At 74.2% G+C, this 21,158-nt stretch carries 17 protein-coding genes and 1 pseudogene; 10 read left to right on the forward strand and 8 right to left on the reverse strand.

From position 1 onward, the window contains the following. Window positions 1–253 precede the first annotated feature (253 nt). Both ABZ862_RS21955 and ABZ862_RS21960 read right to left on the reverse strand, forming a co-directional pair. The gene (locus ABZ862_RS21955; protein WP_360960521.1) at window positions 254–730 is read right to left on the reverse strand and encodes a hemerythrin domain-containing protein; all 477 of its coding nucleotides are present in this window, start codon (window positions 728–730) and stop codon (window positions 254–256) included. A 55-nt stretch (window positions 731–785) separates the two neighbouring features. After that, on the reverse strand, window positions 786–1,994 hold the full coding sequence (locus ABZ862_RS21960; RefSeq protein ID WP_360960584.1) for an MFS transporter: 1,209 nt from the start codon (window positions 1,992–1,994) through the stop codon (window positions 786–788). Window positions 1,995–2,424: 430 nt separating this feature from the next. Here ABZ862_RS21960 and ABZ862_RS21965 point away from each other — a divergent pair, with 430 nt between their 5' ends. Beyond that, window positions 2,425–2,886 carry a pyridoxamine 5'-phosphate oxidase family protein gene (locus tag ABZ862_RS21965; RefSeq protein ID WP_360960523.1) on the forward strand — a complete coding sequence of 154 codons (462 nt, stop codon included), beginning with the start codon at window positions 2,425–2,427 and terminating at the stop codon, window positions 2,884–2,886. Window positions 2,887–3,044: 158 nt separating this feature from the next. On the opposite strand, the gene ABZ862_RS21970 is transcribed toward ABZ862_RS21965, so the two are convergent. From ABZ862_RS21970 to ABZ862_RS21980, 3 genes are read right to left on the reverse strand one after another with little or no spacing between them, the layout of a single operon-like run. Continuing rightward, a complete protein-coding gene (locus tag ABZ862_RS21970) occupies window positions 3,045–3,491 on the reverse strand; it encodes a hypothetical protein (protein WP_360960525.1) in 447 nt (148 codons plus the stop codon). Beyond that, window positions 3,491–5,041, reverse strand: coding sequence for a multicopper oxidase domain-containing protein (locus ABZ862_RS21975; RefSeq protein WP_360960527.1), 1,551 nt, complete (start codon window positions 5,039–5,041; stop codon window positions 3,491–3,493). Before ABZ862_RS21975 ends, ABZ862_RS21970 begins: the two co-directional genes overlap by 1 nt. After that, window positions 5,022–6,335: a TIGR04053 family radical SAM/SPASM domain-containing protein gene (locus tag ABZ862_RS21980; RefSeq protein WP_360960529.1), complete on the reverse strand. Its 1,314-nt coding sequence runs from the start codon at window positions 6,333–6,335 to the stop codon at window positions 5,022–5,024. The genes ABZ862_RS21975 and ABZ862_RS21980 overlap by 20 nt, the downstream gene beginning before the upstream one ends. 1,306 nt (window positions 6,336–7,641) lie before the next feature. Between ABZ862_RS21980 and ABZ862_RS21985 the strand changes: the two genes are divergently transcribed. From ABZ862_RS21985 to ABZ862_RS22020, 8 genes and pseudogenes are all read left to right on the forward strand, one after another. Next, a complete protein-coding gene (locus ABZ862_RS21985) occupies window positions 7,642–8,277 on the forward strand; it encodes a vitamin K epoxide reductase family protein (protein WP_360960531.1) in 636 nt (211 codons plus the stop codon). 77 nt (window positions 8,278–8,354) lie between these two features. Continuing rightward, a pseudogene (locus ABZ862_RS21990) lies at window positions 8,355–8,633 on the forward strand (DUF6457 domain-containing protein); the annotation flags it as partial. A gap of 460 nt (window positions 8,634–9,093) precedes the next feature. Further along, complete coding sequence (epsC, locus tag ABZ862_RS21995; protein ID WP_360960533.1) at window positions 9,094–9,771, forward strand: serine O-acetyltransferase EpsC; 678 nt, start codon at window positions 9,094–9,096, stop codon at window positions 9,769–9,771. Then, window positions 9,768–10,760 (forward strand): cysteine synthase A, encoded by a 993-nt coding sequence (gene cysK / locus ABZ862_RS22000; protein ID WP_360960535.1) that lies wholly within the window; start codon window positions 9,768–9,770, stop codon window positions 10,758–10,760. The genes epsC and cysK overlap by 4 nt, the downstream gene beginning before the upstream one ends. Window positions 10,761–11,077: 317 nt before the next feature. Then, a complete protein-coding gene (gene phoU / locus ABZ862_RS22005; protein WP_360960537.1) occupies window positions 11,078–11,758 on the forward strand; it encodes a phosphate signaling complex protein PhoU in 681 nt (226 codons plus the stop codon). 201 nt (window positions 11,759–11,959) lie between these two features. Next, on the forward strand, window positions 11,960–12,190 hold the full coding sequence (locus ABZ862_RS22010; RefSeq protein WP_360960539.1) for a hypothetical protein: 231 nt from the start codon (window positions 11,960–11,962) through the stop codon (window positions 12,188–12,190). A gap of 130 nt (window positions 12,191–12,320) precedes the next feature. After that, a complete protein-coding gene (locus ABZ862_RS22015; RefSeq protein ID WP_360960541.1) occupies window positions 12,321–13,694 on the forward strand; it encodes an FAD-binding oxidoreductase in 1,374 nt (457 codons plus the stop codon). 88 nt (window positions 13,695–13,782) lie between these two features. Next, complete coding sequence (locus ABZ862_RS22020) at window positions 13,783–15,339, forward strand: acetolactate synthase large subunit (protein ID WP_360960543.1); 1,557 nt, start codon at window positions 13,783–13,785, stop codon at window positions 15,337–15,339. Window positions 15,340–15,389: 50 nt separating this feature from the next. Here the strand turns inward: ABZ862_RS22020 and ABZ862_RS22025 are convergent, their stop codons facing one another. Genes ABZ862_RS22025 through ABZ862_RS22035 form a run of 3 tightly spaced genes read right to left on the reverse strand, consistent with a single transcriptional unit; the run spans window position 15,390 to window position 18,267 of the window. Further along, window positions 15,390–15,977, reverse strand: a complete 588-nt coding sequence (locus ABZ862_RS22025; protein ID WP_360960545.1) for a NifU family protein — start codon at window positions 15,975–15,977, stop codon at window positions 15,390–15,392. A 14-nt stretch (window positions 15,978–15,991) separates the two neighbouring features. Beyond that, a complete protein-coding gene (locus ABZ862_RS22030) occupies window positions 15,992–17,938 on the reverse strand; it encodes a ferrous iron transporter B (protein WP_360960547.1) in 1,947 nt (648 codons plus the stop codon). Then, on the reverse strand, window positions 17,935–18,267 hold the full coding sequence (locus ABZ862_RS22035) for a FeoA family protein (protein ID WP_360960549.1): 333 nt from the start codon (window positions 18,265–18,267) through the stop codon (window positions 17,935–17,937). The genes ABZ862_RS22030 and ABZ862_RS22035 overlap by 4 nt, the downstream gene beginning before the upstream one ends. Window positions 18,268–18,642: 375 nt before the next feature. Between ABZ862_RS22035 and ABZ862_RS22040 the strand changes: the two genes are divergently transcribed. Further along, on the forward strand, window positions 18,643–21,063 hold the full coding sequence (locus ABZ862_RS22040) for a SpoIIE family protein phosphatase (protein WP_360960551.1): 2,421 nt from the start codon (window positions 18,643–18,645) through the stop codon (window positions 21,061–21,063). Window positions 21,064–21,158 lie beyond the last annotated feature (95 nt).

The raw sequence follows: 21,158 nt of genomic DNA on the forward strand, positions 1-21,158 counted from the left end.
CCCCGGGCGCCACGGGCCCGTTCGAATCGCGATCGGTTCCGGCCATCACGCGACTCTAAGACCGCGGTCCCCCTCAAGGTCAACAGTTCGACCGAGAACAAAATACGACCAAGCGGTGATTATTTACCGGCGGGGGTATCCGCCCGGCGCGGCCCCGGCGGCCTGCGGCAAGCAGCCCCGTGCCCCCGCCCGTCGTGACGGGCGGGGGCACGGGGCTGCTGCCGCGGGGCCGGGCGGCCCCGGCGGCGGGGCGTCAGACGGCCGGCCGGGACAGTGCGGTTCCGGCCACGGCGCGCGCGGCGTCGACCGCCTCCCACTCCTCCGTGCCGAGATGGGCGAGCGCCGCCGGGAAGACGCCGTCCTGCTCCTTGAGGATGTGGTCGCGCAGCAGGGCCATCGCCGCCGTCAGCCGGTCCGGCCACGTCGGGTCGGCGGGCGTGACCCCGTCGGCCGCCTCGTCGAGGACGGCCTCGATCCTGCGGTGCTCGGCCTCCAGTGCGGCGATCTGGTCGGGGAAGTCACCGGCCATGGCGGGGAACAGCCCGTGTTCCTCGACCTCGGTGTGCGGGCCGAGCACCCGGGCGATCTCCCGGGCGACCTCCGCCATCCCGGCCGGCCCGTCCTCCTCCAGGGCGGGACGGAGGTGGCTGATCAGCCGGACGACCTCGTCGTGCTCGCGGGTCAGCGTGTCGATCGCGTCGAGCGACTGACAACCGCAGTACTCGCACATCGGTGTTCTCCTCGTCCTTCTCGTCGTCGTACCGGCCTCGGCTCCCGGGGAGCCGTTACGCGGCGCTGCCCGCGACGCGGGAGCCGCCCTGGGCCCCTGAGCGCTTCCTGCCCTCGCCCTCGACCTCGGAACGGACCTTCGTCAGGGTGAACAGCAGGGCCGCGCCGGCGACGACCGCGAGGAGCGCGAGACCGCCCGCGTACGTCTTGTACGCGCCGTAGAGCGAGCCCATCACCAGCGGCGGGATGAAGCCGCCGAGGCCGCCCGCGGCACCGACCACACCGGTGACGGCGCCGACCTTGTTCGCCGGGGCGAGCAGGGCCAGCAGGGCGAAGGTGGCACCGCTGGCCGCGCCGAGCGCGATGGCCATGGTGAAGAACGCGAGGGTGCCGACCGGGGCCAGCGCCGGGGTGAACGACTGGACGACCGCCCCGGCCACCACGAGGGCCAGCGAGGCGGCCAGCACCCGCACCGACCCGATCCGGTCGGACAGCCAGCCGCCGACCGGCCGCATCGCGACGGCCAGCAGCACGAAACCGGCCATCCGGTTGGCGGCGTCGGTCTGCTCCAGGCCGTAGCCGGTCTTCAGGTAGGTCGGCAGGTAGACGGAGAAGGCGACGTAGCCGCCGAAGGCCACGGCGTACAGCGCGGAGGCCTCCCAGGTGACGGCGAGCTTCAGGGTGGCGCCCAGACGCCGGGCGAGCGGCTCGGTCGGCACGGGCCGGCCGGGGGCGTCGCGCAGCACCAGCCAGGAGGCCACGGCGTACACGGCCAGGACACCGGCGGTGATCAGGAACGGCGTCTGCATGCTGTTGGCCTTGACCAGCTTCACCGTGGTCAGCGCGCTGATCGCGGTGCCGCCCATGCCGATGCCGAAGACACCGATGGCGAAGCCGCGCCGCTCCGGCGGGAACCAGGCGTTCACGAACGGCACACCGACGGCGAACGCGGTACCGCCGACACCCAGGAAGAAGCCGCCGACCAGCAGGGCGCCCAGCGAGTCGTGCCCGGCCAGGCCGAGGAAGAGCACCGGCAGGATGGTGACGGCGGAGACGATCGGGAACATGACACGTCCGCCGAACCGGTCCGTCAGCGCGCCGACCGGGATACGTCCCAGGGATCCGACCACGACGGGCACCGCGACCAGCAGCGACTGCTGGAACGACGTCAGGTGGAGGGTGTCCTTGAACCGGGGCCCGAGCGGGCTGAGGAGTGCCCACGCCCAGAAGTTCAGCGCGAAGCCGAGCGTGGCCATGGCCAGCATCAGCCAGGCGCGGCCGGGCACCGTACTGTCGGACGGCGCTGCGCCGTCCTGCGGCTTCAAAGGCTGGACCATGTCCTGCCCCTTTCATGGTTCTTCGTGGCGGTGCGGCGCCACCGGGAACGCGTCCGCCTCACAGGTCCCTTGCCTGCGGTACGGCGATCCCGGGTACCCACTGTCCGGTTCCGTGCGCACCGGCGGCATGGGCCGACCGGCCCTCCGGACGGTCAGAGGGTCCCTCCACCAGGGCCCGCCCGTCCTGCGCAACGGCCCCGGCCGGGGTACGGCTCGGGACCCGGCAGGCCCCCGGTCCGGGTCCTCACACGGTACCGAGGTCCCGGACTGCGGCCCCTGCGGTGGCCCGGGGGTCCCGGAGCGGAGTAGGGCCGGTCGGCCCTGTTCCGGCGGAGTGCGCGTGAGGACGATGGGCCGAATGTTCCCCGACGACTGCTTCCGCGCACTCGACCGGGAGGAGTGCCTGCGGCTGCTGGCGAAGGTGCCGGTCGGCCGCGTGGTGTACACCCGCCAGGCCCTGCCCGCGGTCCTCCCGGTCAATTTCTGCCTCGACGCCTCCGAGGCAGCCCGTGCCCCCGGGCCGCCGCACGCCCCGGACACCTGCGTGGTGCTGTGCACCTCGCCGGGTTCCGGTCTGGTGCGCGCCATCGACGGTGTCGTCGTGGCCTTCGAGGCGGACGACTTCGACGGGGCGGCCCGGTCCGGCTGGAGCGTCGTCGTCACCGGCCGCGCCGGCGTGGTGACCGACCCCGCCGAGCACGAACGGCTGCTCCAGGACGGGCCGAAGACCTGGATGCCGCTGGAGGAGATCCGGTTCCTGCGCATCGAGGCGACGCTGGTCACCGGGCGGGAGATCCGGGGCATGCCCGGCCGGGGGTGATACGGCCGGTCCGGCGTGCCCTCCGGTCCGGAAGGGCCGCCGGGCCGGAGGGCACGCCGGGCGGCGGGTCGGCGTGGCCCCGGATCTCGGGCGGGGCCACGCGGGCGCCAGGGCGGCACACCGTGCGGGCCGGGGCCGGGGCCGGATGCCGGTGCGGTTCAGGTCGCGGGCAGGGCGGTGGCGAGGACGACGATGCCGAGCGAGCCGACCAGCGAGACGACCGCCAGGGCGCGGGCCAGCTCGCCGCGGCCCTTGGCCTGGGCGAGGCCGTGGCCGCCCGCGGCCGCCATCACCACCACGAACAGGCCGAGTTTCGTCGCCAGGGTGCGCCCGTAGCCGGGCTCGGCGAGCGAGGCCCAGGTGACGCCCTTGTGCCAGGCCATGGCCCAGCCCGTGCCCAGCTGGACCGGCAGGAACACCGCGCCGGTCAGCATCCCGAACCGGCGCCCCGCCGCCGCCGTGAACCTGTCCTTGGCCCCGGCGTCGAGCAGATGCCGGGCGAGCGGCAGGACCACCAGGGTCAGGGCGAGCTGCCCGCCGACCCACAGGGCGGCCCCCGCCACATGGGCGAACCGCACCAGGGACCACAGACCCACGGACCCCATCAGCGGGTCACCTCCACCGTTCCGCGCGCCCCGGCCTCGGCGTGGCGCATGTCGTGGTCGACGAACGAGTAGTGCCCGGCCGCGGGGAACACCGTCTCGGCGAACCCGCCCTGCGCGGCGGACAGGTCCAGCGCCTGCGAGCCTCCGGAGTCACCCGGCTTCAGCAGGTAGGCGCCCTCCTTGTAGACGGTGTCGAAGACCGTGCCGACGACGTGGAACGAGATGCCGTCGCTCGGCCCCGCCGCGACCACCCAGAAGCGGACCCGTTCGCCCGCCTTCACCTTCAGGGGCTGCCGGACGTATTGGTTCGCGGCCCCGTTGAACATCCAGGCGTCCGGGGTGTCCGCCCGCATCTTCGCCACCTGGGCCGCGCTGCCGGGCGTACCGAGATAGAGCTCGGAGGAGACCAGCGCGTACTCGTGGTCCGCCTTCGCCAGGCCGGGAGGATCGATGACGACGGCCCCGTACATGCCGTTGCCGATGTGCTGGAGCATCGGCATGGTGCTGCAGTGGTACAGCCAGGCACCGGCGCGCTCGGCACGGAAGCGGTAGACGAGGCGCTGCCCGGGCTGGATGGTGCGCATGGGCCGGTCGGGGGCGAGGGTGCCGGCGTGGAAGTCGATGCCGTGGCCCATGGACGGGTCGTCGTTGACGAGGGTCACCTCGAAGACGTCGCCGGTCCTGCCGTGCAGGGTGGGGCCGGGGGCGGTGCCGCCGAAGGTCCACATCTGCTGTCTCACCCCGGGGGCCACCTCGGCGGTGGTACGGACGGCGTGCAGTTCCACCTTGTGGACGGTGCCGCCGGGCACCGGTTCCAGGGTGGCGTCACGGGACTTCCAGCCCTGGGAGAAGGCCGCGGACAGGTCCGGGCCGGCGGTGCCGGCAGCGGGACCGGTGGAGCTGCCGCCGCTCATGTCCATGCCGCTCATGTCGCCGGAGGCGTCCGTGGTCCCGCTCGTTGCGGCGACGGTGATGTTCATGCTCATCCCGGCGGCCCGGTGTCCGGGCACGGTGCACCAGGCCTCGCGGCTCCCGGTGACCGTGCCCAGGTCGAGCACGTCGCTGTGGCCGTGGGAGAGCATGGGGGTGCTCGGGCCGCCCTGGACCTTGAGGTCGTGGCGCTGGGCGTCGGCGTTGGTGACCTTCAGCCGCAGCCGGGTCCCCGCGGCGACCTCGATCGTCGCGGGGCGGATCCGCATGCCGGCCAGGGTGACGGCGACGGTGCGGGTGGTGCCGTAGCCGCCGCCGACGGTGCGGGTGCCGCTCGCCAGGTCGCCGGTCCCGCCGCCGCTGTCGGCGAAGAGCACCGCCAGGACGACGATGACGACGCCGACGACGGTGCCCCACAGGGCGGGCCGGGAGACGCCCGAGGCGCCGGGAGCACCGGGCCTCGCTTCACCGGCCCCCGGATCACCTGTCGCCGCGTCACCTGTCGGCACGTCACCAATCGGCACGTCACCAATCGGCACGTCATCGGTGGTCAGCCCGCCCGCCGTCGGCTCACCGTCCGTCGGGTCACCGGCCGTCGGGTCATCCGTCGTGCCGGACACGCTGTTCCTCCGCGGGCGCCGGACGTGCCGCCGGGACCCGGGGGCCCGCCGACGCGCTCCGGGTCAGCAGCTCGGCCAGTTCCTGTTGGCGCGGGAAGGAACCGGGGACGTAGCCGCACCAGGGTTCCTCGGCGAAGGGGTCGCCGGTGACGCCGTAGGCCCGGGACCGCGAGCCGCCGCAGACCCGGCGGAACTCGCAGGTGCCGCACCGGCCGCCCAGCTTGTCGGGGTCGCGCAGGCCGGTGAACAGTTCCGAGGTGCGGTAGACCTCCGTGAGCGGGGTCTCGCGCACATTGCCCGCGGCGAGCGGCAGGAATCCGCTCGGGTGCACGGTGCCGTGGTGGGAGACGAACACGAAACCGCGCCCGGCGTTGACGTCGAGCGGCGGGCGCCGTACCCGGCGGGCGGCGGTGTTCAGGCCCAACTCGGCCGAGCGGGTGCGCAGTTCTTCGTAGAGGGGGCCGAGGCCGAGCACGGCGACATGGTCGTCGCCCGCGTCGGCGAGGATCTGCCGCTGGAGCACGACCCGGCGGAAGTGGTGGGCCTCGGTGGTCTTGGCGGGCACGGTCAGGCCGACGTCGTAGACGAAGTTGAGGACGTCCTCGACCTCGCCGGGCGTCAGCACGCCGAGCGCCTTGCCGCGGCCGGTGGGCACCAGGAAGAAGGCGCTCCACAGCATCGCGCCGTGGTCGGCGACGAGGCGGACGATCGCGGGGAGGTCGTGCAGGTTGTGCCGGGTGACGGTGGTGTTGATCTGCACCCTCATGCCGAGCGCACGGGCGGTGTCCCAGGCGGCCAGGGTCCAGCCGAACACGCCCTTGACGCCGCGGAAGGTGTCGTGGGTCTCGGCGGTGGAGCCGTCCAGGCTGAGCGAGAGCCCCGACACGCCGGCCCCGTGCAGCTCGCGCAGCCGCTGCTCGGTGACGGTCGGGGTGCCGGACGGCGACACCGCGACCTGGACGCCGACCTCATGACCGTAGGTGACGAGTTCGATCAGGTCCGGACGCTGGAACGGGTCACCGCCGGTGATCACGAACAGCGGGGCGGGCTGTCCGAACGCGGCGACCTGGCGCAGCAGGTCCTTGGCGGCCTCGGTGTCCAGTTCGAGCGGGTCCCTGTTGGGGACGGCCTCGGCGCGGCAGTGCAGGCAGGCCAGCGGACAGGCCCGGGTGGACTCCCAGATGACGATGAACGGCCGCTCGCCGGCGTCGTGCCGCTGACGGCGGATCAGCCGGGCGGCGTGGACCGGGGTGTGGAGCGGGCCGGAGGCCGGGGCGGGGATCTGCGTGGTCATCGCGCGGCCCCGCCCCGGGTGTTCGGGGTGCGTCCGGTCACCCGGGAGACAGGGCAGACACGCCGGGAGACCGGACGGTGACCGGGCCGGACGCCGCGACACTCCCACCGAAAGCGTGAGCGGTGGAAACGGTCGATCGGACGTTCGGAACGGTCGTACACGGGGCACCTCCGGGGTCGGGCGGCTGCCAGCATCCTCCCGCCGCGGCGGTCGGCGCGGCGGCCGATGGTCCCGCGCCGCAAGGGCCGGAGGTCCCGAGAGCCCCGTCGTCCATGGGTCCAAGGTCCTTTTTCCCGGACAGCCGGTCGGTATCCTGCGGGCTGACCAGGCGTCAGGGGCGTACCGGGCACGAGGGCGTCGTCGGCGGTGGCGGTGGCGGTGGCGGTGGCGGTGGCGGTGGCGGCGAGGATGACGCCGGCCCAGGCCGGCACGGCTCCGAGGCCCACGAGGACGGCGGGTCCGACAGGCGGCGGGTGCCGGGGAGACGTGGTCCTCCGGTGCGCCGGTCCGGCGCGGATCTCCTCACGTCCGGCCCTGCCGTGCAGCGGCATGACCGGCCCGGCGGGCGTCAGGGCGGTGCCGGCCGTTCCGAGGAGGGTCCGGGCCCGGCGGTTCGATCCGTCCATGACGCGTCTTCCTGTCGCGCGGAGGCCGCGCACATGCCGCCAGGTGCCGCAGAAATGCCGCGTCCGGCCGTGGTGTACGGCCGGACGCGCGATCGAACCGGGCGGCTCGCGCCATACGCACCATGTCCGCGGCGACCAGGGACGGGGAAATGGCCGCCGGCGGGCATGGGGTGCGGTCGTACAGACGATTGGGCATCTGCGACTCGATCAGTGATCAGGATGCGGCGCGGAGCGAGCCCGCACACGCCGACGACCGGCCTTCGTCACCGGGACCTTCGGCCCTCGTGCGGGTGCCCGGACCGGGACCGTGGGCCATCCCTGAAGGGACCGCCAGCCCAGGTGGATCTCGCCGGACTCCGCATAATGTCGCGCACCATGGAGAAGGATCTGGCGCTGCGCCGTGCCGCGCCGGGTGCCGGTGCCGGCGGCCCGCCGCCCTCGGCGGCCGGACGGTCACCGTCCCGGCGTGAGGTGCCGGCGGACGGGGGCGCGGTGAGCGCGGCTGTGGCCGTGACGACGGCCGCGGCCCGGACCGTCACCCTTCCGGTCCGTGCCCAGAGCCCTCCCGGCGGCCGTCCCGCTCTCCCCCGCACCGTCCAACGGCGACGTACCGCTCAGCCACCCCCCACCCGCCCGGCCGCGGTATGCGCGCGGCCGGCCGCCGACTTACGGAGGACCGCATGACCACCGGGCCCGCTCTAGCCCCGGATCCCACCACCGACCGCCCGGGCGGCACGGTGGGCGCGAGCCGCCGCACCGCCCTGGTGATCCTCGTCACCGGGATCATCGGCTGGCTCGCCTCGTTCGAACTGACCGTGGACGACTGGCGGATCCTGCGCGACCCGAGCTACCAGCCGGCGTGCAACATCAGTCCGATCGTGAACTGCGGCAGCGTGATGTCCAGCCCCGAGGGACGGCTCTTCGGCTTCCCCAACATGCTGCTCGGGCTCGGCGCCTACGCCGCCGTGATCACCCTGGCGGTGGCGGTGCTCTCCGGTTCCCGGCTGCACCGGCGGCTCTGGCTCGCGCTGGACGCCGGAGCGCTCGTGGGTGTCGTGTTCGTGCACTTCCTGATCGTGCAGTCGCTCTACCAGCTGAACAAGATCTGCCCCTACTGCGTCGTCATCTGGGTCATCACCATCGCGCTGTTCTGGTTCGTCACCCTGCACTGTCTGGAACAGGGCATCGTCAAGGCGCCGCGGGGCGTGCTGACGGTGCTGAGGGACACCCACTGGATGCTGCTCGGCGCCTGGTACGGGGTGATCGCGCTGCTCATCGGCACCCGGTTCTGGGACTACTGGAGCAGCCTGCTGTGAGTCCCGCGAGCGCCGCGGCCCACCGGAAGGACCTGGCCGGAGCCACCGGCACACCCGAGGAAGAGATCATGGACGACGTACTCGAGAAGTGGACGGCCGCCGTCCGGGCGGAGCTCGGCATCGACCTGGAGGTCGACACGGACCTGCTGCTCTCCCTCGCGGGTGCCGCAGCGCGCGGGGTGGCCCGGCCCGCCGCTCCGCTGACGGCCTTCCTCGTCGGCTATGCGGCGGGACGGGCGGCCGGCGGCCCCGCCGAGGTGGCGGCCGAGGCCGGGCGTGTCACGGAACTCGCCGCGCGCTGGGCCGAGGAGGAGGCGGCCGGGGCCGACGAACGGTCCGGTTCCGGGAACGCGTGACACCCGTCCGCGGCGGGGAGCGGCGTTCCGGGGCGTCCCGCCGTTCGGCCCCGGCAGGGGCGTCGCCGCACCGGAAGCGGTCACGCACGGGCCGGACGGCCCCCTCCCCGCGGACACAGGTCCCTTTCCGGGCGGCCCGATGGGGACCGTTCGGCCCACCGGCGGCAGGCACTTCGGGGGAGGCGCCACGGCCGGACGGGGCCGTAACGTTCGACTCACGGACAAGGGACGACGGACAAGGGACAAGGGACAAGGGACAACGGCACAGTGCCGGCATCTTCCCCACGAGGGACCGACGGCTCGCGGAGGTCTGCATCGACCAGAATGCAGGCGTGTGCGCGGCCTGCCACGGCGGTGACAGACCTCCGCGCTCTTCTCGTACGACTGCCGCTGCCCTGACTGCCCGGCGAGCACGGCGTGCCCCGCAGCGCGTCGCGACCGGCTCCACAGAAAGACTCGCATGCTCTTCGAAGATCTCCGGACCGCCTGCCGCAAGGACCCGGCGCTGCATGGTGTCCATGTGGCCGAAGTCCTGCTGTACCCCGGTCTGTGGGCCATCTGGACGCACCGGGCCGCGCACGGTCTGTACCGGCTCGGGGTGCCGCTGCTGCCCCGGCTGCTGTCGCAGCTGGCCCGCGCGTTCACCGGTATAGAGATCCACCCGGGCGCGGTCGTCGGGCGCCGCTTCTTCATCGACCACGGCATGGGTGTGGTCATCGGCGAGACCGCCGTGGTGGGCGACGACGTGATGATGTACCACCGGGTCACCCTGGGCGGCACCGGCTGGTGGACCGACCGGAAGTCGGCCAAGCGGCATCCCACGATCGGCGACCGGGTCGTCCTCGGGGTCGGCGCGACCGTGCTCGGTGACGTCGAGATCGGCCATGACACCATGATCGGCGCCCACGCCCTCGTCCTGCGCGACATACCCGCCCACTCCCGTGTCCACGCGGCGCAGGCCACCGCGGCCGCCCGATCCGGCGACACCGGATCCCCCGAACCCGGTCTTCAGGATTCCGACCCCGAAGGCCCCGAAGGCCCCGAAGGCCCCGAAGGCCCCGAAGACCTCGAAGACCCCGGCCAGGCGCCCCGCGCCGGGATTCTCACTCCTGCAGACGAAAGAGAAGTACGGCCATGACGCCACCGCACTCCGCCCCCGAGACCTCGCCGGACGCCCTGGACACCCCGGACACCGGGGGAACCCCTGCCATCGCGCCGTCCGTCACGGCTCTGATAGGCCGCACCCCGCTGGTGGAGCTGAGCCGCTTCGGCGCCGGTCTGCCCGCGCGGCTGGTCGCCAAGCTGGAGTCGGCCAACCCCGGTGGCAGCGTCAAGGACCGTATCGCCCTGGCGATGATCGAGGACGCCGAGGCCACCGGTGCGCTCGGCCCCGGTACCCGGATCATCGAGCCGACCAGCGGCAACACCGGCATCGGCCTCGCCATGGTGGCCGCCGCGAAGGGCTACGCGGTCACCTTCGTGATGCCCGAGACCATGACCAAGGAGCGGCGCGACCTGCTCACCGCGTACGGCGCCGAGCTGATCCTCACCCCGGGCCCCGAGGGCATGAAGGGGGCCGTCGCACGGGCCACCGAGCTGGCCGAGGCGAACGACTGGTTCATGCCGCAGCAGTTCCGCAACCCGGCCAACCCCGATGTGCACCGCCGCACCACGGCGCAGGAGATCTGGCAGGACACCGCGGGCCGGGTCGACGTCCTGGTCGCCGGTGTCGGCACCGGCGGCACGGTCACCGGGGTCGGCAAGGTCCTCAAGGAGAAGAAGCCCGGCGTCACCGTGGTCGCCGTGGAACCGGCCGAGTCGGCCGTGCTGTCCGGCGGCGCCCCGGGCCCGCACCGTATCCAGGGCCTCGGCGCCGGTTTCGTCCCCGACGTCCTCGACACCGGGATCTACGACTCCGTCCAGCGTGTCTCCGCCGAGCAGGCCCGTGCCACGGCCCGGGAACTGGCCCGGGCGGAGGGCATCCTGGTCGGTATCTCGGGCGGCGCCGCCGTGTACGCGGCGCGGACCCTCGCCGAGGACCCGCGGCACGAGGGAGCGATGATCGTCGTCATCCTGCCGGACACCGGGGAGCGCTACCTCAGCACGGACCTGTTCCAGGACGCCTGACGGCTTTGACGTGCCGCGGCCGGGTTTGTGCGGTCCCTCTCCCGGGACCGCCCGGACCCGGCCGCGGCACGTCGGGCCGTACATAGGGCCGCACAGCAGGCGGCAGCACGGGGTACCGGCCGCGGCCCGTCCCGTCTCCCGCCGCCCCGTTCCCCGTCCTCCTGCCGCCCGGTCCTCCCGCCGCGGCCCGCGCAGCCGCCCTGTCTCGTTGTCGTCCCTGCCGCAGGCCGTCGCGGGACGCTGTGCGAGTCTGGCTGCACCGGGCACCCGCGCGGGCGAGGACGTTGAGACACGTCGGGGGACACGAAAGGAAACCGATGCGCGACGCATATCACGAGGAACTGGACTCGGTCGGGGCCGATCTGGTGGAGATGGCCAGGCTGGCCGGTTCCGCGATGGGCCGGGCCACCGCGGCACTGCTCGACGCCGATCTCCAGCTCGCGCAGCGCGTCATCTCCGCCGACGCGCGGATCAACGAGCTGCACCACGCGCTGGAGGAGAAGGCGATCACGCTGCTCGCCCGGCAGCAGCCCGTCGCCGGCGACCTGCGCACCGTGGTGACCTCCCTGCGGATGAGCGCCGATCTGGAGCGGGCCGGGGACCTGGCCCGCAACGTCGCCACGATCGCCCGGCTGCGCCACCCCGTCCAGGCCGTGCCCGGCGATCTGCACCGCACCATCCTGGAGATGGGCCAGCTCGCCCAGCGGCTGATGGCGCAGGCCGGGGAGGTTCTGCTCACCCATGACACGGTGGCGGCGCTCCAGATGGAGAAGGACGACGACCGCATGGACGAACTGCACCGCACGATCTTCCAGCACCTGATGGACGAGCGGTGGAAGCACGGCGTCGAGACCGCGGTGGACGTCACCCTCGCGGCCCGCTACTACGAACGGTTCGCCGACCACGCCGTGTCCGTCGGCCACCGGGTGATCTACCTGGTCACCGGGGAGCACGCCGACGTCCAGCCCACCCCGCCGCCCATCTTCCCGACCGCCTGACGCCCGCCTCCCGGACCGCCTGACGCCCGCCTCCCCGACCGCCTGACGCCCGCCTCCCCGACCGCCGGGCACCGGTGGTCCCGGGGCTCCGGGCGTCTTTTCGCTGCTCCCTTCGGATGCTCACCTCGAACCGCCGTGCCAGGGAATCGATATCCTGCCGTCGGGTGGCTGATTTTCGCCGCCCAGAACAGGACACGCACCATGAAGACTCCCGGCACCCCCGCCACTCCCCCGCCCCCGATCGGCGACCCGGACCCCTCCGCCCTGGCCTGCGCCGGTGATCTGGTCGGCCCCTGCGCCGTGTGCCGCCGCAAGACCCAGCGCTACGGTCGCGGCGGCAACCCCCTGTGCCGGTGGTGCGCGGCACCGGTGATGGACCGGTGGGGCCCGAACGTCCGCCACGTCAGCACCCGCCCGCAAGGGACGCCGTAGCCCGGACAGGGTCAACCGGCCCTGTTCCTGGGACAGTTGGACCAGTTCGCCGTCCCGCGCGACGGGCGCATCATGGCGCGGCGCGGCAGGGTGCCGCACGTACGGCGGCAGTGGTGAGGGGGTCCGGGACATGGCGGACACGGTGGACCTGCTGGCCGGGGTGGTGGGCGCCCGGCATGTGCTGAGCGGGGACGCGGTTCCCGAGGAGTACGGTCACGACGAGTCGCTGACCGCTCCCGCGCGGCTGCCCGCCCATCTGGTGCGCCCCGCGTCGGCGGCCGAGGTGGCCGGGATCTTACGGGTGGCGGGTGCGCTGCGGCTCCCGGTGACGGCGCGGGGGGCGGGTACCGGGATGTCGGGGGCCTGTGTGCCCCGGGCGGACGGGATCGTGGTGTCGTTCGAGCGGATGAACCGGGTCCTGGAACTCGACCCGGCCGACCAGGTCGCCGTGGTGCAGCCCGGGGTCACCCTGGACGAGCTCGACGCGCGGGCCGCGGAGGCGGGCCTGTGCTATCCGGTGCGGCCGGGCGAGCAGAGCGCGTCGGTCGGCGGCACCATCGCCACCAACGCGGGCGGCATGTACGCCGTGCGGCACGGGGTGACCCGGCATCATGTGCTGGGCGTCGAGGCGGTGCTGGTGTCGGGCGAGATCGTGCGCAGCGGCGGCAGATACGTCAAGACCAGCACCGGCTACGACCTGACGCAGCTGCTCGTCGGCTCGGAGGGCACGCTCGCGCTGGTCACCGAGGCCGTACTGCGTCTGGCGCCGCGCGCCGGGCACACCGCGACGGTGCTGGCGCCGTTCGGCTCGGCCGAGGAGGTGTCGGCGGCGGTGCCCGGGCTGCTGGGGGCGGGCCTCGCGCCGCTCGCGCTGGAGTACGTCGACCTGCTGACCATGGCGGCGATCACCGCCGACCACGACTTCGGGCTCGGGGTCCCGGACGAGGTCCGCGACACGGCCCTCGGCTATCTGGCGGTGGTCCTGGAGGACCATTCGGCCGGCCGGCTGGAGGAGGACGTGGAGACGGCCGGCGAGCGGCTGCTGGAGCTGGGCGCGGCGGATGTCTACGTGCTGCCCCCGGCGGCGGCACGGCGGCTGACGGAGGCGCGTGAGCACGCGTTCTGGACGGCGAAGGCGGCCGGTGCCGACGACGTCGTGGACCTGGTCGTGCCGCGCTCCTCGCTGCCCGGGCTGCTCGCCGAGGCGGACGTCGTCGCCCGGGAGAGCGGGTCGGTGGTCACCGGCTGCGGGCACGCCGGCGACGGCAATGTGCATCTGGCGGTGTTCCAGCCCGATCCCGTCGCGCGGGACACCGTCCTGCGCCGGCTGTTCCGGGCCGGTACGGCGCTGGGCGGGGCGGTGTCCGGCGAGCACGGGGTCGGCATGGCGAAGAAGCGGTACTTCCTGGAGTTCACGGATCCCGCGAAGGTGGCGCTGATGCGCCGGATCAAACAGGCCTTCGATCCCGACGGGATCCTCAACCCGGACGTCCTGTTCGACTGACCGCCGCAGTCCCGTCCGACGGTCCCGGCCGTATCGGGCCGGCCGTCATGTCCGTACGACCGATGGTGTGTGAAAGGCGGAATCCGGCGTGAACGGTGCACGAGCGGTGGCCCGTACCCTTCTGGACTGCGGGGTCGAGGTGTGTTTCGCCAACCCCGGCACGTCCGAGCTGCACTTCGTCGCCGCCCTCGACGACGAGCCCGCGCTGCGGGCGGTGCCGTGCCTGTTCGAGGGCGTGGCCACCGGCGCGGCCGACGGCTGGGGCAGGATGACCGGCCGTCCGGCCGCCGCCCTGCTGCATCTCGGTCCCGGCCTCGCCAACGGCCTGGCCAATCTGCACAACGCGCGCCGTGCCGCCACCCCGGTGGTGAACCTCGTCGGCGACCACGCCACGTTCCACAAGCGCCTCGACGCGCCGCTCGAGTCGGACGTGGACGCGGCGGCCCGTACCGTCTCCGGGTGGATGCGCCGCTGCACCGACTCGGCCGGGGCACCCGGCGACGCGGCCGAGGCGGTGGCCGCGGCGAGCGGCGCGCCGGGCCGGGTGGCGACGCTGCTGCTGCCCGCCGACGTGTCCTGGTCCGACGGTGCCGAACCCGCCCCGCCTCTTGTGCCCCGGGCTCCCTCACCGGTGCCGGAGGAGACCGTGACCCGGGTGGCCGGGGCGCTGCGCGGCGGCGGGTCCGTGGCGCTGCTGCTGGGCGGACCGGCGGCGACCCGGGAGGCGGCGCTGCGGGCGGCGGGCCGGGTAGCGGCGGCCACCGGGGCCCGGCTGCTGTGCGAGACCTTCCCGGCCCGCCTGGAGCGCGGCGCGGGCCTGCCCGCGGTGGAGCGGCTCGGCTACCTCGCCGAGGGTGCGATGGCCCAGCTGGAGGGCGTACGGCATCTGGTGCTGGCCGGTGCCCGGGCGCCGGTGTCGTTCTTCGCGCACCCGGGGCTGCCGGGCCGGCTCGCCCCCGGGGACTGCCGGGTGCACACCCTCGCCACGCCCGCCGACGACGTGGCCGGGGCCCTCACCGCGCTCGCCGGGCTGCTCGACGCGCATGCCGGGCCGGTGCTCGCGCCCGCGTCCCGTCCCGACGCGCCGAGCGGGCCGCTGACCGCGGAGAACGCCGCGGCGGCGGTGGGGGCGGTGCTGCCGGAGGGCGCGGTCGTGGTGGACGAGTCGAACACCTCGGGCCTCTGGCTGCCGGGCGCGACGGCGGGTGCGCCGCCGCACGACTGGCTGACCCTCACCGGCGGCGCCATCGGCCAGGGTCTGCCGCTGGCCGCCGGTGCCGCGCTCGCCTGCCCGGACCGGCCGGTGCTGTGCCTGGAGGCCGACGGGAGCGCCATGTACACGATCTCCGCGCTGTGGACGCACGCCCGGGAGGGGCTCGACATCACGACCGTGGTGTTCGCCAACGGGGCGTACTCGATCCTGAACATGGAGCTGCAGCGGCTGGGCACCTCGGGCGGGGGACGCGCGCGACGCGATCTGCTGGACCTGTCGCGGCCCGGCCTGGACTTCGTGTCGCTGGCGCGCGGCATGGGCGTACCGGCGTCGCGTGCCGCCACCGCGGAGGATCTGACGGCGCAGCTGCGCGGGGCGTTCGCCGAGCCGGGGCCGCATCTGATCGAGGCGGTGGTGCCTCCGCTGTTCTGAGGGCCCCGGCCCTCACCCGGCGTCCGGAGCTGCCGCTGCGCCGGGGGCTGTCAGCCCTCTTTGGTGCCGCCGGGGCCGGTGTGGCGGACCTCGACGAGGTACGGGCAGCGGCGGCGCAGCAGGCGTTCCAGGCGCTGGTGGAGGGTGAACCAGGCGGCGGGGCAGCCGTGGCAGGCGCCGCCGAGCCGGACGGTGACGACGCCGTCGCTGACGCCGAGGAGGTCGATGCTGCCGCCGTGGGACCGGGCGTGCGGGCCGACCAGTTCGGTGATGACGTCCTGGGCGGCGTCGTGCAGCAGGGCGTCGTGGAGCCCGGCGTCGCCGCCTGGCTCGCCGCTCCCGGCGTGCCAGCCGTCCGGGTCCGCCAGGGCGGTGTGCAGGGCGGTGCGCACCCGGGGCCCGTCGCCGCGCCAGGTACGTCCGGCGCCCAGGCCGGTGACGACGGCCGCGGGCTCCACCATGATCTCGGCGAGGGTGCCGTCGTCGAGCAGGGCCGCGAGCGGCCGGGGAACGGCGGTGGGGGCACCGGTGCAGGTGAGGGTGGCGGCCGGGACGATCCAGCGCAGCTGGTCGGGCCGGTCGGGGACGGTCTGCGGGTGCAGGGGGATCATGGCGGGGCTCGCGGGTGCGGGGGTCATGGCGGGGTTCGCCCTCAGGTCAGCGCGGCGGTGACGGTGTGGACGAGGTAGGCCATCAGCCACGCGGTCGCGGTCAGATAGGTGAAGGCGATGGCCGGCCATTTCCAGGTGCCGGTCTCGCGGCGGATCACGGCGACCGTGGCCATGCACTGGAGGGCGAACGCGAAGTACACCAGCAGTGCGGCGACGGTGGGCGCGGTGAAGACGCGCTCGCCCGCGTGCGGGCCGTCCGGGTAGGTCATGGTGCGCAGCGCCTCGGTGGGGTTGCCGGGGTCCTGGGCGGCGGCGACCTGGCCGAGGGTGGCGACGAAGGTCTCGCGTGCCGACTGCGCGGACAGCACGCCGACGTTGACGCGCCAGTCGAAGCCGAGCGGCTCGAAGACCGGGGCGACGAAGCGGCCGAGGTCGGCGGCGTAGCTGTGGTCGATGGTGTACGCGGTCACGGCGGTGGGGTCGCCGGTGTCGACGTGGGCCTCGCGCAGTTCGGCGGCGGAGTGCAGCGGCAGGTTGAGCGCCAGCCACAGGCCGAGGGAGGTGACCACGATGACGGTGGAGCACTTGCGCAGGAAGGAACGGGCGGAGGTCCACATGGTGATCAGCACGGCGCGCGGCGCGGGCAGCCGGTAGGGCGGCATCTCCATGAAGAACGGCATGGACACGCCGCCCCGGTCGGTGATCTTCTTGATCACCCAGGCGGCCGTCATGGCGGAGACGGCGCCGAGCAGATACAGCCCGAACATGATCAGGCCCTGCGCGCCGAACGGGCCGACGTGGGCGCCCGGGTCGACCAGGATGCCGATGAGCAGCACGTAGACCGGCAGGCGGGCGGAGCAGGTGATCAGCGGGGCCGCCATCATGGTGGCCAGCCGGTCCTTGGCGGAGGGCAGGGTGCGGGTGGCCATGATGCCGGGGATCGCGCAGGCGAACGACGACAGCAGGGCGACGAAGGCCCGCCCCTCGAGTCCGGCGCGGGCCATGACGCGGTCCATCAGGAACGCCGCCCGCGACAGATAGCCGACGCCCTCGAGGAGGGCGAGCAGCAGGAACAGCAGCATGATCTGCGGGACGAAGGTGATCACTCCGCCCACGCCGCCGATGAGGGCGTCGCCGAGGACCCCGGCCACCCACCGGTTGCCGACGTGGTCGGCGACGAGGCGGGACAGCCAGGAGAAGCCGGACTCCACGGCGCCCTGGAGCGGGGCGGCGACGGTGAACACGGTCTCGAAGAACGTGATCATGACGGCGAAGAAGACGACGGTGCCCCAGAAGGGGTGCAGCAGCACCGCGTCCAGGCGCTGGGTGGCCCGGTGCCGTTCGGCGGGCCGGTAGTCGGCGTGGTGGAGGACGGACTCGGCCCAGGCGTCGAGCTCCGCGGGTTCGGTGGGCGGCGGGATGACGGGCACGGGCCAGTCCCGCCAGTCACCGATACGTTCCTTCAGCGCGGCGACGCCGTGCCTGCGGTGGCCGACGACGGGCAGCACGGGGACGCCGAGGGCCTCGGCGAGCGCGTCGGCGTCCACATGGCCCTGGCGCATGGAGAGTTCGTCGGTGAAGGTGAGGACCACGCAGGTCGGCAGGGCGTGGGCGAGTGCCTGGGCGACGAGGGCGAGGGAGCGGCGCAGGGTGGTGGCGTCGACGACCACGAGCAGCGCGTCCGGGCGGGGCGAGCCGTCCAGCCGTCCGTCGAGGACGTCGACGGCGATCTGCTCGTCGGGGCTGATCGGGTCGAGGCTGTAGGTGCCGGGCAGGTCCTCGACGACGTGGTCGCGGCCGTTCACCCGGCAGGTCCCGACGAACCGGGAGACCGTCACGCCGGGATAGTTGCCGGTCTTGGCGTTCATCCCGGTGAGGGCGTTGAAGACGCTGGTCTTGCCGGCGTTGGGGCTGCCGAGCAGGGCGATGCGGGCGTCGTCGGTGACGACCGCGGCCGGGCTCCCGCCGTCGTGGCAGCCGGCGCTCACCGTCCGGCCCTGTCGGTGCCGGAAGCACCGGAGGTGCCGACGGTGTGCACGCAGGCGGCCTGGGCGCGGCGCAGACAGATCTCGTAGTCCTTGACCCGGTAGACGACGGGGTCGCGCAGCGGTGCGCGGCGTACGACCTCCACGACGGCACCCGGGGTGAAGCCGAGGGCGGCGAGCCGGCGGGCGGTCTCGGGCGAGCCGGCGGTGACGACCTCGGCGACGGTGGCCCGCGCACCGGGCGCGAGATCGGACAGCGGGCGCCGCGCGCCGCCGTACCCGGCCACGGTCCCGCGGCGCTCCCGCCCCGCCAGCTCCTCGGCAACGCTCATCGACGCCTCCGCCTTCCGAATGCCGGACGAATCCTGTCCAGGCACACACTTTAGCTAAGGAGAGCCTAACCTCATACATCCGGGTCACGATCGGCCGCCGGTCCCCCGGGGTCAGGACGCCCGGCCCGGGGTCCGCGGCCGTCCGGCGCCTTGCGCCACGGGGCGGGGGTGTGCCGCGTACGCCGGGTGGAGGGGCGTCGGCACGGCGCACGTCCGGCACGGGGGCCCGCGGCGCCGCGGCACGTCCGGCGCGGGCGGGGCCGGCGGTGCCGCGGCACGTCCGGCGCGGGTGGTCTCCGGCACGGCGCGCGGTGCGCCGTGTGTCCGTGTCCCGCTCCCTGCCGGTTCCCGTGGCGTGCGAGGCGGTCCGGCGGGATGCTGAACGACGTGACGGGAGGCGAGGCGGGAGCGGACGGCCCGGCGGCGGTGATCGACGCCGGGGGGCTCGTGGCGGCCTGGGGCGAGGCGGCACGGCACGCCCTCGGCTACTCTCCCGGTGAGATCGTCGGCCGACCCGCCGTCACCCTGCTCGCCGAGGACGCGCCGCCGGAAGTGGTGCGCTGTGTCGCCGAGCGACGCGAGTGCGCCGGCGAACTGGTGCTGCGCCACCGTGACGGGGGGCGGGTCGTGGTGCGGCTGCGCGCCGTGCCGCTGGCCTCCGCCGGGGCGGCGCCCCTGTGGATCGTGACGGGTGCGGCTCCCGAGCCGCCCGGCGGGCGCGCCGCGCGGGGTGCGCCGGAGCTGTGGGAGCGTGCCCTCACCCAGCTGCCGATGCCGGTGGCGGTCTACGGCCCCGACGCACGGCTGGTGGGCGCCAACGAGAGCATGAGCCGACTGACCGGCCGTACCGAGGAGGAGATGCGCGGGCTGACGCTGTGGGAGATCGCGCCCTGGCGGCCGTTCGACGAGTTCGACCGGCTCCAGCGGCAGGTGCTGCGCACCGGTGAGACCCTGCGCCGCGAGACGCACACTCCGTCGGCCGGGGACACGTCCGAGCGGGCGCTGTCGACGTACTTCTCGGCCCTCAAGGACGAGAGCGGCAGGGTGACGGGCATGTGCGCGACCGTGTTCGACATCACCGAGCAGCACCGGGCGCGCCGCCGCCTCGCCGTGCTCAACGAGGCCGCGGTGCGCATCGGCAGCACCCTCGACGTGATCAGGACGACGGAGGAGCTGGCAGAGGTGGCCGTCGCGGGGTTCGCGGACTTCGTCACCGTGGACCTGCTGGACCACGTGGTCCGGGGTGACGAGCCGCGGCCGCCGTCGGACGGGACCCCGGTGCCCTTCCGACGCTGTGCCCAGCGGTCGGTCCTGCCGGACTGCCCCGAGGCCCTGTTCGCCCCCGGCGACACCGACGTCTACCCCGCCGGCTCCCCGCCCGCCCGGGCCCTGCGCACCGCCCGCTCCCTGCGGCACCGTTCGGGAGACGCCTTCTGGAGGGACTGGGTGCGGATGTCCCCGGCGCGTGACGAGGGGGCGGCGCGGCTCGGGATCCACTCCCTGATGATGGTGCCGCTGCGCGCCAGGGGCGTCACCCTGGGTCTGGTCCAGTTCGTCCGGCACCGTACCCCCGAGCCCTTCGGCGCGGACGACCAGCTGCTCGCGGAGGAGATCGCCGCGCGGGCCGCGGTGAGCGTCGACAACGCGCGCCGCTACACCCGCGAACGCCGTACCGCGCTGGCCCTGCAACGCAGCCTGCTGCCCGAGCGGCTGCCCCAGGCCCTGTCCCTGGAGGTCGCCCACCGCTATCTGCCGGCCGGCAGCGGCGACGGGGTCGGCGGCGACTGGTTCGACGCGATCCCGCTGTCCGGCGCCCGGGTCGCCCTGGTCGTCGGGGACGTCGTGGGCCACGGCATCCACGCCTCCGCGACCATGGGCCGGCTGCGCACCGCCGTACGCACCCTCGCCGACGTCGATCTCGCCCCGGACGAGCTGCTCACCCAGCTCGACGACCTCGTCCTCCGCCTCGACCGGGAAGAGGGACCGGAGGCACGCGAGCAGCCCCACGAGGGCGGCGGGGAGATCGGCGCGACCTGCCTCTACGCCGTGTACGACCCCGTGAACCGCCGCTGCACCCTGGCCCGCGCCGGACACCCGCCGCCCGCCCTGGTCGCCGCCGACGGCACCGCACGGTTCCTGGACCTGCCGCCCGGCCCTCCGCTGGGCCTGGGCGGGCTGCCGTTCGAGTCCGCCGAGATCGACCTCGCGGAGGGCAGCACCCTCGCCCTCTACACCGACGGACTGCTCGCCTCCGCCGACCAGGACGTCGACGTGGCCCTCGAACTGCTGCGCACCGCGCTCGGCCGGCCCGCCGCCACCCTGGACCAGACCTGCGAGGACGTCCTGCACACGGTGCTGCGCCACCGCTCGGCCGACGACGTCGTCCTGGTCCTGGCCCGCGCCCACGCCCTCGACGCCGGCCAGGTCCGCACCTGGCAGGTGCCGTCGGACCCGGCGGCGGTCGCCGCGACCCGGAAGTCGGCGTGCGAGCAGGTGTCCGCCTGGGGCCTGGAGGAGGCGGTGTTCGCGACCGAGCTGATCGTGAGCGAACTGGTCACCAACGCCATCCGCTACGGCGTACCGCCCGTCCAGCTGCGGCTGATCCGGCACGAGACGCTGATCTGCGAGGTCTCCGACGGCAGCGGCACGGCACCCCATATGCGCCGGGCCAGGATCTACGACGAGGGCGGCCGCGGCCTGCTCCTGGTGGCCCAGCTCGCCGAACGCTGGGGCAGCCGCCAGACCGCGGCGGGCAAGACGATCTGGGCGGAACAGCCCCTGCCACCGGAGGCGTGAGCGGGGCCGGGGCACGGACAGGGGCCGGGGCGTACCCGGACTCCCGTACGCCCCGGCCCCTTCACCGCGACCGTTTCACGCGCTCACGCGCTCAC

It is taken from the genome of Streptomyces sp. NPDC047000, assembly GCF_040644295.1.
GTDB lineage: Bacteria > Actinomycetota > Actinomycetes > Streptomycetales > Streptomycetaceae > Streptomyces.

Coding starts and splice junctions, on each gene's coding strand:
- ABZ862_RS22035 (WP_360960549.1), bottom strand. CDS start 18,267: ATGAGCGTTGCCGAGGAGCTGGCGGGGCGGGAGCGCCGCGGGACCGTG.
- phoU (WP_360960537.1), top strand. CDS start 11,078: ATGCGCGACGCATATCACGAGGAACTGGACTCGGTCGGGGCCGATCTG.
- ABZ862_RS22025 (WP_360960545.1), bottom strand. CDS start 15,977: ATGACCCCCGCACCCGCGAGCCCCGCCATGATCCCCCTGCACCCGCAG.
- ABZ862_RS21980 (WP_360960529.1), bottom strand. CDS start 6,335: ATGACCACGCAGATCCCCGCCCCGGCCTCCGGCCCGCTCCACACCCCG.
- ABZ862_RS22015 (WP_360960541.1), top strand. CDS start 12,321: ATGGCGGACACGGTGGACCTGCTGGCCGGGGTGGTGGGCGCCCGGCAT.
- ABZ862_RS21970 (WP_360960525.1), bottom strand. CDS start 3,491: ATGGGGTCCGTGGGTCTGTGGTCCCTGGTGCGGTTCGCCCATGTGGCG.
- ABZ862_RS21955 (WP_360960521.1), bottom strand. CDS start 730: ATGTGCGAGTACTGCGGTTGTCAGTCGCTCGACGCGATCGACACGCTG.
- ABZ862_RS21965 (WP_360960523.1), top strand. CDS start 2,425: ATGTTCCCCGACGACTGCTTCCGCGCACTCGACCGGGAGGAGTGCCTG.
- ABZ862_RS21985 (WP_360960531.1), top strand. CDS start 7,642: ATGACCACCGGGCCCGCTCTAGCCCCGGATCCCACCACCGACCGCCCG.
- ABZ862_RS22010 (WP_360960539.1), top strand. CDS start 11,960: ATGAAGACTCCCGGCACCCCCGCCACTCCCCCGCCCCCGATCGGCGAC.
- ABZ862_RS22040 (WP_360960551.1), top strand. CDS start 18,643: ATGCTGAACGACGTGACGGGAGGCGAGGCGGGAGCGGACGGCCCGGCG.
- cysK (WP_360960535.1), top strand. CDS start 9,768: ATGACGCCACCGCACTCCGCCCCCGAGACCTCGCCGGACGCCCTGGAC.
- ABZ862_RS21960 (WP_360960584.1), bottom strand. CDS start 1,994: ATGCTGGCCATGGCCACGCTCGGCTTCGCGCTGAACTTCTGGGCGTGG.
- epsC (WP_360960533.1), top strand. CDS start 9,094: ATGCTCTTCGAAGATCTCCGGACCGCCTGCCGCAAGGACCCGGCGCTG.